Origin of the sequence: Silvimonas iriomotensis (assembly GCF_014645535.1) — a bacterium.
GTDB lineage: Bacteria > Pseudomonadota > Gammaproteobacteria > Burkholderiales > Chitinibacteraceae > Silvimonas > Silvimonas iriomotensis.
Genome location: NZ_BMLX01000001.1, coordinates 861,160 through 875,679, shown reverse-complemented (window position 1 = coordinate 875,679; position 14,520 = coordinate 861,160). Strand labels below are relative to the sequence as shown.

Annotated in this window: 10 protein-coding genes; 5 read left to right on the top strand and 5 right to left on the bottom strand. The window is 60.3% G+C overall.

Annotated elements, in window-relative coordinates:
* The first annotated feature begins 4 nt into the window (after positions 1-4).
* Genes IEX57_RS03890 through IEX57_RS03880 form a run of 3 tightly spaced genes read left to right on the top strand, consistent with a single transcriptional unit; the run spans position 5 to position 4,175 of the window.
* Entirely contained in the window at positions 5-739 is a 735-nt protein-coding gene (locus tag IEX57_RS03890) for an efflux RND transporter periplasmic adaptor subunit (RefSeq protein ID WP_188703503.1), read from the top strand.
* Entirely contained in the window at positions 736-2,079 is a 1,344-nt protein-coding gene (locus tag IEX57_RS03885; RefSeq protein ID WP_188702505.1) for an efflux RND transporter periplasmic adaptor subunit, read from the top strand. The genes IEX57_RS03890 and IEX57_RS03885 overlap by 4 nt, the downstream gene beginning before the upstream one ends.
* Positions 2,079-4,175: a site-2 protease family protein gene (locus tag IEX57_RS03880; protein WP_188702503.1), complete on the top strand. Its 2,097-nt coding sequence runs from the start codon at positions 2,079-2,081 to the stop codon at positions 4,173-4,175. The genes IEX57_RS03885 and IEX57_RS03880 overlap by 1 nt, the downstream gene beginning before the upstream one ends.
* On the opposite strand, the gene IEX57_RS03875 is transcribed toward IEX57_RS03880, so the two are convergent.
* The 5 genes from IEX57_RS03875 to IEX57_RS03855 form a co-directional block, all read right to left on the bottom strand.
* Positions 4,172-5,032: a bile acid:sodium symporter gene (locus IEX57_RS03875; protein ID WP_188702502.1), complete on the bottom strand. Its 861-nt coding sequence runs from the start codon at positions 5,030-5,032 to the stop codon at positions 4,172-4,174. The genes IEX57_RS03880 and IEX57_RS03875 overlap by 4 nt on opposite strands.
* Before the next feature lie 31 nt (positions 5,033-5,063).
* The gene (locus tag IEX57_RS03870; RefSeq protein ID WP_188702500.1) at positions 5,064-6,173 is read right to left on the bottom strand and encodes a transporter substrate-binding domain-containing protein; all 1,110 of its coding nucleotides are present in this window, start codon (positions 6,171-6,173) and stop codon (positions 5,064-5,066) included.
* 48 nt (positions 6,174-6,221) lie between these two features.
* Positions 6,222-6,623: a DUF1398 domain-containing protein gene (locus IEX57_RS03865; protein ID WP_188702498.1), complete on the bottom strand. Its 402-nt coding sequence runs from the start codon at positions 6,621-6,623 to the stop codon at positions 6,222-6,224.
* A gap of 86 nt (positions 6,624-6,709) precedes the next feature.
* Complete coding sequence (locus IEX57_RS03860; protein ID WP_188702496.1) at positions 6,710-8,188, bottom strand: DUF1254 domain-containing protein; 1,479 nt, start codon at positions 8,186-8,188, stop codon at positions 6,710-6,712.
* Between the two features lie 71 nt (positions 8,189-8,259).
* Complete coding sequence (locus tag IEX57_RS03855; RefSeq protein ID WP_188702494.1) at positions 8,260-9,744, bottom strand: DUF1254 domain-containing protein; 1,485 nt, start codon at positions 9,742-9,744, stop codon at positions 8,260-8,262.
* 901 nt (positions 9,745-10,645) lie between these two features.
* Between IEX57_RS03855 and IEX57_RS03850 the strand changes: the two genes are divergently transcribed.
* Both IEX57_RS03850 and IEX57_RS03845 read left to right on the top strand, forming a co-directional pair.
* Complete coding sequence (locus tag IEX57_RS03850) at positions 10,646-12,358, top strand: peroxidase family protein (protein WP_188702492.1); 1,713 nt, start codon at positions 10,646-10,648, stop codon at positions 12,356-12,358.
* A 166-nt stretch (positions 12,359-12,524) separates the two neighbouring features.
* Positions 12,525-14,492 (top strand): WD40 repeat domain-containing protein, encoded by a 1,968-nt coding sequence (locus tag IEX57_RS03845; protein ID WP_188702490.1) that lies wholly within the window; start codon positions 12,525-12,527, stop codon positions 14,490-14,492.
* Positions 14,493-14,520 lie beyond the last annotated feature (28 nt).

Below are 14,520 nucleotides of genomic sequence, written 5' to 3'. Positions count from 1 at the left end.
GGGCGTGGCCTGGCTGTTGCTGAGTCTGGCCAGCGGCCTGACCCTGGCTGCCAGCAAACCAGCCGACACCCCGGACGACACCAACGCCATCCGCGTCTTGCTGGCACCCAAGCTTGAAACAACGCTATCAAGCCAGATGAACGGCGCGCTGACCGATCTGAAAGTGTCACTGGGCAAGCGCGTAGCCAAGAGCGCGGTGCTGGTGCAACTGGACTGCGCCGAAGTCAAAGCCCGTGCCGGCGTGGCCACCGCAGAACTCAATCTGGCCAGACAGAACCTGGAAGCCAAAAAAGGCCTGCAAAAACTCAACGCGGCGGGCGATATTGAAGTAGCCGCCATGCAGACTGAAGTGGACAAGGCTTCCGGCACACTGGCGCTGACGCGCGCCCAGCTGGGTTATTGCCAGATCACCGCCCCTTTTGCCGGCCGCGTGGCCAAGGTCTACGTCAAACCGTACCAGACCGTCAGCACCGGCACGCCGCTGCTGGATCTGGTCAGCGACGGGCCGCTGAAAGTGCGCATGAATGTGCCGTCCGCCCTTTTGGGCAAACTCAAGCCCGGCACCGCGCTGGATGTGAACATTCATGAAACCGGCAAGAGCTACCCGGCGCACATCAGCGTGGTGAACGCGCGGGTGGATGCCGTGGCGCAAACCGTAGAAGTGGAAGCGCAACTGGACAAGGAAAATCCGGAGCTGATTGCCGGCATGAGCGGCACGGCGCGGATCTCAGGTCAATGAACGACACAGCCTTACCTCACCCGCAGCTGTTGCTGTATCTGGACAGCCTGCGTGACCGCGCGCTGGCGGCAGAGTCGCTGAATGCGCTGGCCTTTTCCATGGCCAACGACCTGTACGCCCTCATGCAGTTCCGGCAGGCCATGGTGTTTGCCGATCACGGTGGCAAACCGGTGTTGCTGAGCATTTCCGGCCTGGCCAAACCGGCCGAAGACTCGCCGTATCTGGTCTGGCTGGATCGGGCCGCGCGCTGGGTCAACAGCCAGACCGCCAGTGCCGACGCAATCTGGCTGACGCCAGACCCACCCGACATCCCCGCTGATATCCGCGAAGGCTGGGCCGAATGGTGGCCCACCGGTGTCTGGTGCGCGCCCGTGGTGACGCAAGATGGCCGGCGACTGGGCTTTTTGCTGGTCATGCTGGATGAACCGCCCGCCCAACCCCTGGTTGAAACCCTGGCTGGCGTGCGTGCCACCTGGGCGTACTGCTGGGCCGCGCTCACCCGCCAGCAACGGGCCTTGTGGTGGCGCCCCAGCCGCAAACAATGGATCGTTACGCTGCTGATCCTGGCTGCATTGTTGCTGATCCCGGTACGGCAAACCGTGCTGGCGCCGGCAGAGATTGTGTCCAGCGACGCACAAGTCATCAGTTCGCCCATTGATGGCGTGATCCAGCGCATCAACGTCAAACCCAACCAGCCGGTGGCGGCCGGCACCAGCTTGTTCACGCTGGATGAAACCTCGCTGCGTGGCCGGGTGGAAGTCCTGAGCAAACAAGTGGCCGTGGCCGATGCCGAACTGATGTCGGCCAGCCAGCGCGCATTTGACAACCCGCAGTCGCGCAGCGAACTGGCCGTACTGGAAGGCACCGCCCGGCAGCGCCGCGCTGAACTGGCGGCGGTACAAGCGCAATTGCAACGCACGCAAGTGCTTGCGCCTGAAGCGGGCGTGGCCGTGTTCAGTGACCCCAACGACTGGCTGGGCAAACCGGTGGTCACGGGTGAGCGCATCTTGCAACTGGCCAACCCGGACAAACCCGCCATCCTGATCCATCTGGCCGTCGCTGATGCGATAGCGCTGGAAGAAGGCGATGAAGTCACGCTGTTTCTCAGCGCCTGGCCGCTCTCGCCAGTGCGCGGCAAGATTGTAGAAACCAGCTACCAGGCCAAAACCGGCGATGACGGCGTGGTGGCCTACCGGCTACTGGCCAGCATTGACGGTCAACCAGCGCACGCCCGGCTGGGCCTGCACGGCACGGCCAAGCTCTATGGCAGCCGCGTCAGTCTGGCGTACTACCTGTTGCGGCGTCCGCTGGCTGCCGCGCGCGCCTGGACGGGCTGGTGATGTCTTTCGCTGCCAGCCTGCCGTTTGCCCCGCTGCGGGAAGACCTCAAGCTAATCAAGGCCGCACCCGGGCCGGATGGTGAACCGGCGTGGATGATCCAGGACGCCATCATCAACCGGTTTTACCGGATCGGCTGGCTGGAGTTTGAATTTTTGCTGCGCTGGGCACTGCCGCCAGACCGTATCTGCGCCGATATCGCCGCCAGTACCGCACTCAAGCCCGACGAAGCCCAGCTGGAAGACTTCCAGCGCTTTCTGGATGGCCACAACCTGCTGCGGCCAACCCAGGAAAAGCTGGCCCGGCTGCAACAACAAGCCACGCATACCGATGTTTTTTCATGGCGCTGGCTGTTGCACCACTACCTGTTTTTCCGCATTCCGCTCGTCCGCCCGCAACGCTTTCTGGCCTGGCTGACAGGGCATATTGGCTGGCTGTTTACCCGCACCACGGTGGTCGCAGTGCTGCTGCTGACCTTGCTGGGCCTGACGCTGGTACTGCATCAATGGGATACCTTCACCAGCAGCGTGGTGGAGTCGTTCTCGATGCAGGGCATTCTCAGCTTTGCCCTGGCGCTGGCCTTTGCCAAAACCCTGCATGAACTGGGCCACGCCCTGGTTGCCACCCGGCTGGGCTTGCGCGTGGCGCATATGGGCGTGGCCTTTGTGGTCATGCTGCCCATGCTGTACACCGATACCGGGGAGAGCTGGAAACTGCCCAGCGCGCGCCAGCGGCTGGCGGTGGCGTCGGCCGGCATTCTGGCTGAACTGGCGCTGGCGGGTCTGGCCACGCTGGGCTGGGTGCTGGTGGAGCCCGGCGCGCTGCGCAATGCCTTGCTGTATCTGGCCACTACCAGCTGGGTGTTGTCGCTGGCACTCAACGCCAGCCCGTTCATGCGCTTTGACGGGTATTTCATCCTGTCTGACTTGCTGGATTTTCCCAATCTGCACGAACGCGCCTCCGCCCAGGCGCGCGTGGCCTTGCGGCGTTTTTTGTGGGGTATGGATGAACCGTGGCCAGAGCCATTTGAGCCCAGGCAACGGCGCTTGTTGATCACCTTTGAATACATCACCTGGGTTTACCGCTTTACGCTGTTTCTGGGCATCGCCGCGACGGTGTACCTGTTCTTTTTCAAACTGCTTGGCCTGATTCTGTTTGCCGTCGAAATCACCTGGTTCATTGTCATGCCCATCTGGCGCGAACTGAAATACTGGTGGGCCCACCGTGCCCGGATCAAAACCAGCCGTCGCCTTGTCTTCTGGGCGCTATTGGGGGGCGGGATCATTCTGACCGCGCTGCCCTGGCAAAGGCAGATTGCCGCCGTCGGCGTAGCGCGCACCGCCCAGCAACTGCGTGTGTTTGTGCCCTTCCCCGCGCGCATCCTGCAGATTCATCCGGCCGGGCAGGTTCAGGCTGGTGATCTGTTGATGACCATGGACGAACCGGACATCGCCGCGCGTTTGCTGGGCAGCGAAGCCGGCCGCCAGGGTTACGAGGCCCGTCTGGCCGGCCTGATTGCCGATGACAAAGGGCTGGATGAACAATTGGCCACCGAAGAACAAGCCAGCGTCCAGGCCCGCGAATCAAACTCGGCCCGCAAGGAAATGGCGCGGCTGACGCTGAAAGCGCCCTTTGCCGGACGCTGGATGGATGTAGACCCGGCCTGGCGGCAAGGCCAGTGGATGGGGCCACGGCAGGCGATCGGCGTGCTGGTGAACCCGGCGCAATGGCAGGTAGATGCCTACGTGCGGCAAGATGACGTCCAGCAGATCAACCCCGGTGACAGCATCCGCTTTTATCCGGATGGTGCCGCCCACGCCCTGACCGGCAAAGTGGTTTCCGTTGGCAATACCCGCGTGCGCCAACTGGATTACCCCATGCTCTCTGCCCATTACAAAGGGCCGATCCCCGTTGCGGCGGCCGAAGACGGGCTGACGCCCAACCCGCCGGTGTTTCATGTGCTGATCCAGCTCACGCAAGTCCCGGACGGCCTGCGCGAAACCCGCGGCCAGATCCAGATTCTGGGCCAGCGCCAGAGTTTCCTGGTTGAAGGCGCCACCCGGCTGTTGTCGGCCGTGCTGAAAGAAAGCGGTTTCTAGGCCGCCACCGCAGCCAGATTGCGCTTGCGCCACAACAACCAGATCGGCACCAGCACCAGCGTCAGCAACAGATACAGCGTAATGACGGCCAGCACCGCTGGCTCGCCCGGAAAATTCAGATGCGCAATCGCCATGGATACACCCGGGTGGCGAGAGGCCGTGGCCAAGGCCAGCACGGTGCGATCATCCTCCTCCGGCCCGCCCAGCCATTGACCAGAAAACAGCCCGCACACAATAAACAGCACCAGCACCAGAAACGTGCCATCACCCAACTGCGCCAGCATGGGGTGCCACAGTTTGTACAACACCGGCAGCAACACCAGCAGCATGATCACGCCACCGGTACGCGCCAGACGCGGCGCCCATTGCGCGGCCAGTTGCGGCCAGCGCTGATGCACCAGCACCCCCACAGCCAGCGGTAGCAACAAATTAAGGAACACCAGCGTCAGCACCGGCACCTCTGCACTCACCAGCGTGATGCCAAACACCACCTGCAATAGCTGGATGGCGACGGGAATCCAGATCACCGCAAACAAGGACGCCGCTACCACCAGCCCCACGGCGTGCGATGCATCGCCACCGGCGCGAGTCTGTTTTTTGGGCAACAGCGGCGGGATGGGCGCCAGCGGCAGCACCAGGATCACCACGCTGACCGCATGATCAAAGCGGAACCATTTGCAGGCGATGATCGCCAGCAGCAGCATCACGCCGTACATGCTCAACAGCGAGCGCAACAACTTGCCCGGGTGCGCGCGCATGTACAACAGATCGGCCGGCCGCGCAGTCAGGCCCAGCGCCAGAATCATCAGCATGATGCTGGCCTTGAGCACAATCGGAACAACCTCTGTCAGCGCCATGATCGGGTCCGGATAATCAAGGTGGTGGTGGTTATTTCGTGGCAGCAAACCACTTGCCGTAAATCTGCTCGTACGTGCCATCGACATACATGGCCAGCAGGGCCTCGTTAATGGCTTTGCGCATGGTGCTGCCATTGGCGATGGCAATGCCGTATTTTTCCGGCCGGAAGATCGGCCCGACCACGGTGACCAGGCTGCTGCCTTGCCGCGCCACCCAGTACTGCAAGGTGGGCGCGTCGTAAACAATGGCCTGCACGTCGCCCCGCATCAGCAAATCCATGCCTTCTGCCGCGGTGGTGATGGGCGTGAACGCCATGCCACGACGGGTCAGGTAATCGGCCGCAATACTGCCAGGCGCCGTGGCAATCGCCTTGCCGGGCAGGTCATCCGGCCCGCGGATACTGGAGGCCAGCCGCGCCACCGTTTGTGATGACGTGACCGTGGCAGTGAGTTGGGCAATCAGCAGCACGCCGATCAGCCACATCGACGGCACCAGAATGCGTTTCCACAAGCCGGCCTGATCGCGCTCGCCGTGTTCGCCGGTCGCAATAATCAGCATGGTCACCCACAGCCCTTCGCCCAGCGCCCGCAAATACGGCTTCTGGAAAGCCTTGTCGTTCTTGCGTTCAATCAGCAGCACCAGATTGGCCAGAATGAACACCAGCACGATGGCAATGACAATCAGCTGGCCCACGGCATCCCACGGCACCGACCGCAGCGAGGCCATGAAGGAGCTTTCGTTTTTGGCCCGCACCACAATCTGCAGCCCGGAATCGAAATACGGCAGCGAAAAATCAACGGTCCGTTCGCCTTCAGGCGTCATGGTGATCGCCGCAATCGCCACATCCGCATCGCCCCGCTTCACCGCCGGCAACAGCAACGCTGGCGAGGCCACCTTGATCCAGCTGAACTGCACACCAATCCGGCGCGCAATCTCGTTCCACAAATCAATACTGAAGCCTTCCGGCACTGCGGTTTGCGGCAGTACAAAAGGTGCCACCGACGCAATCGCCACCCGCAACGGCGCCTTTGCCGCAGCCGGGGCCGATGCCGCCTCTGCCGGTGCTGCGCGCGCAGGCACAGTGACGGCCAGCAAGGCCAGCCAGATCAGTAAAACCAGCCACCGCACGTGCAGATGCATGCTGCGTTTACCCTTGTGAAAGACGGCCAGCCCATGATCCCCGCGCGCTCAGGCTGCGCCCTGGAAAAGCTCTGTATACGCCACACCTTTGCGGCCCAGATAGCCGGTTTGCTGGCCGGTGATCCAGACAATATAGCCAACGCACCCGGCCGCCATGGATTGCGCCACAAACGCCGGAAACCCGATCGCCCCGCTTTGTGCGCTGCGGATCACCGCGATCAGCGCGGCGTTATCGAACACGCGCGGAATGGCGACATCGGGCACCGTCATCGGCAACAAACAGCATTGGTCGTCGGGCATGTAATACGTCACCGTTCTGGCGCGGTAATCAACCAGATAAGACTCCACGCCAACCATCATCAGGCTGCCGATTTCCGCGCCAAAACTGATGCGGCCGCTAAAGGCGTCGCGGTTGCTTTGTTCTATGACCTGCCTGGCTGCACCATCCATGCCCTGCTCCCTGCGCGCATATCGTATTCCGGGGTGCCATCTGCAGACGACACCCCGGTCTCAGGCGCAATCAGGCGGACGACGCCTTATTGCACCTTGCGGATGACTGGCGGTTTCCAGGAACCATCCAGAATCGGCTCTTTGCCCCAATAAGCGCGGATATACAAAGAGAACGCGCCTGCCGGAGCGGGCAACCAGTTAGCTTCCTTGTCTTTGCCGGGCGATGTTTTGCCCACGTAGATGGTCAACGAACCATCGGCATTGCGCTTGAGCGTGGTGTTCTTGGTGCCCAGCGAATAACGCTTGAGGTTATTGGGGTTGAAAAGGTGTTTGTCGTTGTACAGCGTCAGCGACCAGAAACCGTTCACTGGCGGTTCCTGGCCCGCTGCAAACGTCACTTCGTAACTGCCGCTGCCGGTCAGTGCGGCGCCAGAACTGTCGTTATCGGTATAGAAATACTGGGTTTCAGTGGGCTTGTTATCGAACATGTTCGACTTGGCCGTGCCGGTGCGATTGAAGTAATCCACGCCCCACTGTGCGTTGTTGGCCGACCGGTTCCAGCCGTTGCCCGCTGGTACGCCGTTGTGCTGCCACAAGAAGAACTTGCTGATGACGTCTTTCTCGGTTTCCTGTGCGGTTTCAACCAGCAGCTGCTTCACCGCCGGGTCTTTGCTGGCGGCATCCATCAAGGCGCGGAACTGCGCGTACATGGCCTCTTCGCCCGGCAGCGGTGGCACGGCGTCCAGAATGCCCGGGAACTGGTCAAAGAATTTTTCCGGGATCACCCATTTGGTTTCGCCGCCGCTGCTGTCGTCAGAACCCGGGGCCTTGATGTCTGGCACCTTGGCCCAGGCAATGGTTTTCATCTTGCCGTCAAACTTTGACAACGGGTACGCCACGATCTGGTTGATCACCGGCTGGATGGCCTTGCGATCTTGCGCGTTATCGTTCTGGAACACGCGCGGAATGGCATTGGCCAGCGGCGTGCTGCTGCGGATCACAGCGGTAATGCCGGCCGGCTTGTCACCCTGCCAGTTGGGGCCTACCAGCAGATAGAAGCCCGGCTTGGTGCCGTAGGGCTTGCCCAGCTCGGCAAACTGGTCAGTACGCTGGTCGTACAAGGCGTACACCCAGAAGCGATCGCCAAACTCCGGCACCTGGATGACCACTGGCTCCTGATCCAGCGAGAAAAACCCCAGCCCGTAAACCACATCCTGATTAGGGCAGGTCACAAAGGTTTCAGACGGTTCGATATAGTCCGACAACATGGCCAGTTGTCCACGCGGCGCAGCGGGCAGCACGCCGTTAAGATGGCCCGGGTATGGCGCCTGGGTAATGGCATTGAAGCGGTTTTGCTGGTTGACCATCGGCCACGCCCAGATATAGGCCGCGCGGGCGACCGCCTTTACGTACTCTGGCTGCATCAACACCCCTTTGGCAGGCTGGGTGAGGTCAGCAGCTTTGGTTGGCAACGGCACCTGCCCGTCTGCGGCCAGCACCAGCGGCGCAGCAAAGGCAGCAACAACAAAAGCGGCAATCATTGAATCACGGCGAAAACGGAACATGGGTGTATCTCCGGCAATGCGTGGATGCGCGCGGGCGCCCGGCAGGCGGCGCCCGTATTTGTTGTGGTTGTTTACTTCAGTTTCACGACGTCATCCGGCTTCCAACTCTGGTCAAAAAACTCCGTCCCCGTGCCATACAAGCGCAATGCCACCAGGAAATTGCGCCCGGGTACGGTTTGCAGGAAGTTGGTATCTGCCGCTTCAGCCGGTTTGTTCGGCCCGATATAAAGGTCAATGGAACCATCGTCATTAGTCTTGACCTTGTTGAAACCATTGAGCGACGGCATCAGTTGCGGGGTTTCCGGCATGGTGCCGTCGGTGATGTTGTACAGCGTCACCGCCCAGAACAACCGGGCCGGCGGGTTGGGCGGCAAATGCAGCCTGTAGCTGCTGGAACCATTCAGGAAATTGCCGTCCGCATCGCGCAGGGTGAACGGATACTTGGAGCCCTGATCCAGCGTGTGCATCACCATGGCCGGTGCGGTGGAATAGGCAATCTGGAAATACGCCGCGCGCTGCGCCACATCAAAATAGCCATCCTGCAGCCACTCAGCCGTACCACCCGCCCACGTGTTCTCGTACTGGCGATCCTTGTAATAGCGGTTGCGCTGATCCGGACGACCCAACTGGCGGCTGGCCAGAATCATCTTCGGCGCGGTTTCCACCGCTTTTTGCAGCAACTGCTTTTGCTTGTCAGTCGGATTGAACGGCTGTCCCTTGACGATACCGACACTGGCCAGCACGCCCGTTGTCACCGGATCAAACGACGAAGACGGTTCGTAATCCACATACGTCTTGAGCTTGGTCCAGAAAGCAAAATCCGTCGGGTACATCATGTTGACCCGCTTGCCGCTGGCATCCGGAAACACCATGGGCTTGATGTCTTTCTCTGGCGTGAACAACGGATAAACACGCGTGGTTTCCGCCAGCGCTACAGCCGGCGCCGGATCAGGCCCGTTCTCGCCCTTTTTCATGATGGTGCGGAAAAACAGGAATACGTTGTAGGTGGAGGACTTGAACGCAAAATAACCCTGTGGAATCTGCCCGGTGTAATCCGGCGGCAACAGCAGATACAAACCACCACGCGCCCGATCCGGGCCAATCGCGCCGACATCGGTAATGGTGCGCTGATAGAAATCGGTAAACATGCCGATCACATTGGCCGGCGCCGATACCACCAGCGGGCCGGTTTTTTTCAGATCCAGATAACTCATGGAATAGATCACATCGGCATTGGGCGTGGGCACCCATGCGCGGCTATCCATGCGTTCTTTCCAGATCGGCAATACGTTGTACCCAGCCCCGAATGCCGCCTCTGAGCCATCTCGCAGGCCAATGGTATTGAGCACCGGCAAAGTCTGGATATAAGCCTGAATGGCGTTGCTGTAATACAGATCATCACGCAGTTGCTCTGCTTCTTTTTGCGGCAACCAGTTACCGTTATTGATCTGTTTTACCAAAGGCGGCGCATCAGCCGCGAAGGCTGGCAGGCCCAAACCGGCACCCATAGCCACAAGCACCGCAATTGCAATACGACGGCAAATAAAGGGGGACATTTTCTGACTCCACGTTCTGGTTAGATGAGCGAGGTCCGGGCGGGTATTGTTTTCGTACTGTTTTGTGTTTGCGTCAGTATAGAAAGCGCCTGCGCTTAGCCCATGTGGTTGACGCGCTGGATATGTACGGAAATGCCGCGCCGCAGTGAATACCGCTGTGCTGCGTATCGGGTGATGAAAAGTCTGGGGATTTGCTGCGGTTTTCCAGGCGACTGGCACAACCCGTTTGCCACTCACCCGCCCCGGCCAATATCGGGCTTTTCTAATAACGGCCGGTTATCGGACAAACACCTGCGCCGCCCCAAATAATTGCCTGAATCAACTATCCAGTATGTATTGAATAAAGTGCGACTGGCCTGGTACAGGCAAACAATCAGACTCAAGTTCCAGACAGGCGACCGACGACCCGCTGTTGGCGCGATAACGTGATCTGCAGGCGAATTGATATGGCTTCGCATGCGGTTGACCCAACGCGAGGTTTTCGATGGCACGCCCTGTTCTTTGTGGCCACAGCAGCCACGCCGGCCGGTTCAGACATCAATGGTCCGGCCGTCAATCTGCACCGCCCGCTCGTTGTTCTGCTCTTTTGCGCATTTGCCGTCCGGCCAATGCGATACCCCCGACGATCGCCTCTGGCACCTGGCCCGCCAGTCTTTTGCGCCAGGCGTGTGCGCTGTCGCGCCGGGTAACCGTTTAATGCGCGGATTTCTTGCGCAAACCAGATAAAGACACCAATCAAGGGCTTCTATTCCAAGACCTGCCCGCTCTGGATGTATTGCTTTGCTACGGCCCCGGGTTATCGGTTCGTTTGCTTGTGGGGCACGAACCGGGATTAACTGAACCCGTCTGGCGTTCCGTGGCTTTGGTGCAATTTTTTGATCATCGCGAAGGAATACCGATTATGGCAAATGACAACCTGGCACATGGGGCCTCTACGGCCGCAGTGCCGTTAACCGCGCGAGAGCTTCCCTCTCACCGCATTCCTTTTACCCGATTAAAAGGATTTGAAAACCAGGGCCAGACAGCCGATCTGGCGGCGCTGGCAGAACTGGCAAAAAGCATGGCCAGCGACCCGGACGAGGTCAAAGACGGGCCGGACCCGGAAGAGAACCTGTGGGTGCCAGCGGGTTACACCTATTTCGGGCAATTTGTTGATCACGACCTGACCTTTGACAGCACGTCATCACTAGACCCGGCCGACAAAAACCGCCTGCCCAGCAATCTGCGCACGCCGCGGTTTGATCTGGATTGCGTGTATGGCGATGGCCCGGACGCACAGCCTTATATGTATGCGCCAGACGGGGCGACATTGCTGGATGGCAGTTTTCCTGAGACATCCTCCAGCGGCAAGGAAACCAGCAACGGCAACCCGTGGGACCTGTTCCGCGGCCCCACCGGGCGGGCCATCATTGGCGACAAGCGCAATGATGAAAACTCGATTGTCTGTCAGATCCAGTTAGGGTTCATTCGCTACCACAATGCCATTGTGCAGCGCCTGAACGGCGAAGACCCCGGCACCTGGGTGGTGCCGGACAACCTGTTTGAATCCGCCCGGGCAGAAGTGCGCTGGACGTACCAGCTGCTACTGATCCATGACTTCCTGCCACGCATTATCGATGCCAGCGTGCTGGCGCCGTTTACTGGCAGCAAGGCAGAGCGGGAAAGCGTCTACAAGCTCTATCCGGACGATCAATACACCGATGCCTTTGGCGACGTGACACGCCGGCGCGGCAACCTGCCGCTGGAATTTGTGGGCGCGGCATATCGTTTCGGGCACTCCGGCGTGCGCACGGGTTATCGCCTCAACAAGCACACCAAACTGTCGATCTTCCCCGGCAGCAAAGACCTCTCTGGCGAGGAAAGCCTGCTGGGGTTCGACCCCTTGCCCAGAAGCCATGTCATTGATGACTGGGGCCGTTTCCTGACGTACACAGCGCCCGGCAAAGACAAAGACGGCACCGACATTCACACGATCACGGGCCGCAAAGCCGGCACCGACGTCCCGGACCCGCATGTGAAACTGCAATACGCCTACAAGATCGACACTAACCTGGTTGATCCGTTATCGGTCTTGCCACCGGCCGTGGCGGGCGGTGCGGCGGGTGAAGCGGCCAGGGCGGTGACAGACCAGCCAGACCCGCAGCGCCCCTCGCTGGCGCTCTTGAACTTGCTGCGCGGCAACGTTTACCAGTTACCCAGCGGCCAGGCGATTGCCAACGCGCTGCAGCTCACACCGCTGGCCAATGAACTCAAGGTACGGGAAGACGCTGCAGAAGACGGCAAATTCAAATGGGGAGCGGTGCCCTCCGCGCTGGCCAGCCAGACCCCGCTCTGGTTCTATATCCTGGCGGAAGCCCAGGCGGCCCATGTGTTCAAGAAACTCGGTAGCGCGGCAAGCTTTGACGAGGACGAACTCCTCAATGGTGAAGGCGCGCTGACCCAGCTTGGGCCAGTCGGCGGCCGCATCATTGCCGAGGTGTTTTACGGGTTGCTGGATTCAGACCCGGACTCTGTTTTCAATGCCGCAGCACCGCACTGGAAGCCCCGCATCCTTTCTGCTGGCGAGAGCGTGGCGGATGTCAGATTGCGCAGGTTGCTGGAGTTCAAAGCCTGAGTGGCAACATTGTTGAAGCCAACCCAAAGCGCGCCTTCAGGGCGCGCTTTTTTTAGACCAGCCCGCGCCGGTGCTGTCGCTGCCTGCCAACACCCTCTGGGCGGCGCTTTAACCGGCTACGGGCGCGCTGGTATAAACGCGGTATCAAAAACGCCTACCCTCTGCCGTGACTCACGCCCGTACCTTGCCCCGCCGTCTATTATTTGTCGCCATCACCTTGCTGGCCTTGCACAGCCCGGCATTTGCCGACTGCAAAAGCGACAACATTTCTTGCGTGAATACCTGTCTATTGCCCGGTCTGGCTGGCGCGTTGACCAAGCACGACGACACCGCATTTCGCAGTTGCAGTGACAAATGCGACAGCCAGTTGTCGATCTGCCTGATCGACGAGCAAGCGCGACAAGATCAGGAACGTCGGCAGCAAGAACAGGCCGCTGCGGCAAAGCGTGCGGCAGATGCACGTCAGAGTGCCGCCCAGCAAGCCCGGGACAATGCCGCCCAGGCAGCGCTGGACGCCCGCCAGGCCGCCATTACAGAAAAGTACCCAGGACGCCTGGCGATGCCGCTTGCGGTTTTGCTGGGCAACCCGGGCACCAGCGTGCGTGACGTCGCCGATATCCGCCAGTTGGCCGTTGGTACGGTACTCCTCAAGGGACGTTTCTTTTACGTCAGTGAAGCGGACCATCAGGTCAAGCTGCTGGATCTCGTCGCTGGCACCACGCAATCGCTCAACATTGCCGGCGTCAAAACGCTGTCTGCCATTTACCGGGATGGCAAACCGGCATTCCCCGTCGCCATGATGCCGGGCAAAGCGCCCAATGAACTGGCAATCCAGGTGCTGGACAGCAACAGCACACCGCGCTCCCCGGTGATTCATACCGGATTCAAGGCGTACCGCGATCCGGCCAAAGATTACACCGCGTTCAGCCCCGTGTTTTATCTGGCCGGCAACCAGCTTGCCGTGTACTCCTACTACGACGCTGATCCGGATGTGCGCGTATTTGATCTGACCACGGGCAATCAGGTGACCATGATGTCACTGCGTGGTGGGCGTGGTGCCGCAGTCGGGGTCGTCGGTGACCACCTGGTCGTCGTCGCAGCCTGGCCTGGCTATGGGCAAATCAAGGCGTTTGATCTGACCAGTAACGCGACGCTGTTCACCGCGCCATTGAACGTGGGGCAAGTTGGCGAGCAGGACGGGTTGTGGTCATCGTTCTCAAACAATGGCCGTCTGCTTAGCGTGTCATGGCGCAGCAATGACCAGAAGAGCAATCGCAGCGCCTGGTACGATGCCAGCACCGGCAAAGCCATGTGTCGTTTTGACGCGGAATCGTCATTCAGCGAAAAACAGGGCCTGTTTGCCAGTGGCACCCGCATTTACAGCCAGGATTGCAATGTCGTGCGCAGTTTCGATGCAGCCAAAGGCGGTTCGCTCTACCCCTTGGGGAGCGATCACTGGACGGTCAGTTATCCGGCGCAAGAGTACAAACAGCAACTACTGGACAAAGACGGCACGCCGCGCCTGGATCACCTGGTCAATTCTGTCGCGCAACTGGATGACGGCACTTTTTTGCTGTTTGAAGACAAACAGCCCATGCGCCTGCTCTCGCCCGCAGGCGAATTGACCACCAGCACCGTACGCACGGCCAGCTATGCCATTGTCAACGATCCGTATTTCGAAAGTTCCTGGTTTGACGATGGCTACCGCATCACCATCGGCCGGGTGGATCACAATGTGGGCATGGCGGCGTTTATGGCGGCGCAAAACAAGGATGACTACGAAACCACGGCGCAGTACAAATCCCGCATTGCCAGCCTGACCACCCCTTTCAGCGTGGAAGGTGCCTTGGGCCGGTACGATGCGGACACCCAGATACTGCCGCTGACACTGGGCAAGACCGCGCTGCAACTGCACATGGCGGCCGATGACGCGCGCCGCCTGAAAGGACAATCCAGCGCAACCCTTGCCGGCACCGCCAAAGTACTGGAACCCGGCGTACTGGAGATCGTTTCCGCCACGCTGACCGCAGCCGGCGTAGCGCCGCTGCCCGTTCAATTACCCAAAGCGGCCAGGTCCGGGACCAACCCGGCACCAACAGCCAGTACCAGCGCCAGGCAAAAACGCAAGAACTGAACCGCCGGTTGGCATAAGGCAGCGGTGC

Bases quoted from the DNA above. Each gene is read 5' to 3' on its own strand.
- IEX57_RS03885 (WP_188702505.1), top strand. From the start codon at position 736: ATGAACGACACAGCCTTACCTCACCCGCAGCTGTTGCTGTATCTGGAC.
- IEX57_RS03880 (WP_188702503.1), top strand. From the start codon at position 2,079: ATGTCTTTCGCTGCCAGCCTGCCGTTTGCCCCGCTGCGGGAAGACCTC.
- IEX57_RS03875 (WP_188702502.1), bottom strand. From the start codon at position 5,032: ATGGCGCTGACAGAGGTTGTTCCGATTGTGCTCAAGGCCAGCATCATG.
- IEX57_RS03870 (WP_188702500.1), bottom strand. From the start codon at position 6,173: ATGCATCTGCACGTGCGGTGGCTGGTTTTACTGATCTGGCTGGCCTTG.
- IEX57_RS03865 (WP_188702498.1), bottom strand. From the start codon at position 6,623: ATGGATGGTGCAGCCAGGCAGGTCATAGAACAAAGCAACCGCGACGCC.
- IEX57_RS03860 (WP_188702496.1), bottom strand. From the start codon at position 8,188: ATGTTCCGTTTTCGCCGTGATTCAATGATTGCCGCTTTTGTTGTTGCT.
- IEX57_RS03855 (WP_188702494.1), bottom strand. From the start codon at position 9,744: ATGTCCCCCTTTATTTGCCGTCGTATTGCAATTGCGGTGCTTGTGGCT.
- IEX57_RS03850 (WP_188702492.1), top strand. From the start codon at position 10,646: ATGGCAAATGACAACCTGGCACATGGGGCCTCTACGGCCGCAGTGCCG.